A 571-nucleotide genomic window follows, 5' to 3' on the forward strand; every position below is an offset into this window, starting at 1 on the left:
TGTCGACGCCGAGATCCTTGTGCGGCAGTTCGGCCGGGCTGCGGATGGCGGTGACCTTGATGCCCTTGCCGTTCACCTTGATGACGTCGCCATCGACTTCGACCGTGCCCGGAAACCGGCCATGGACGCTGTCGAAGCGCATCAGGTGCGCGTTTGTTTCGACCGGGCCCAGGTCGTTGATGGCGACGACCTCGATGTCCGTGCGCCCGGCCTCGACGATGGCGCGCAGCACGTTGCGCCCAATGCGTCCAAACCCGTTGATCGCTACGCGCACCGTCATCTTTTGCTCCATTCAGTCAGCAGCCGGAAAAGGGGCCAGTGTCCTACCTGCTCCGGGCGCGAGCGTCCAGGCGAGGTCCTGTGTGGGGCGATTTGGCCGCTTGCGGATCGCCTGATTGCCCCTGCGGCACGCCTTTCTCGTTTCTTAACCCATCGATTCAAGAGTGCGTCGGTCCGCGCTTGGCGGCCGATCGAGGGGTTGAAACGATGATGGCGGGGGCGCCGGTTCTGCGCGTGGCGCGGCCCAGCGACAATCTTGAGGCCCTTTTGCCCTTTTACCGTGACGGGTTGG

The 571-nt window shown here is 64.3% G+C and carries 1 protein-coding gene; it reads right to left on the minus strand.

Going from position 1 to position 571, the window contains the following annotated elements; genetic code table 11:
- Positions 1–280, minus strand: a 280-nt coding sequence (locus tag ACMUOY_RS20740) for a glyceraldehyde 3-phosphate dehydrogenase NAD-binding domain-containing protein (RefSeq protein ID WP_413894595.1), incomplete at its 3' end; no start/stop codon positions are given.
- Between the last annotated feature and the right edge of the window lie 291 nt (positions 281–571).

Source organism: Candidatus Skiveiella danica, assembly GCF_022705245.1.
Lineage (GTDB): Bacteria > Pseudomonadota > Gammaproteobacteria > Burkholderiales > Burkholderiaceae_C > Skiveiella > Skiveiella danica.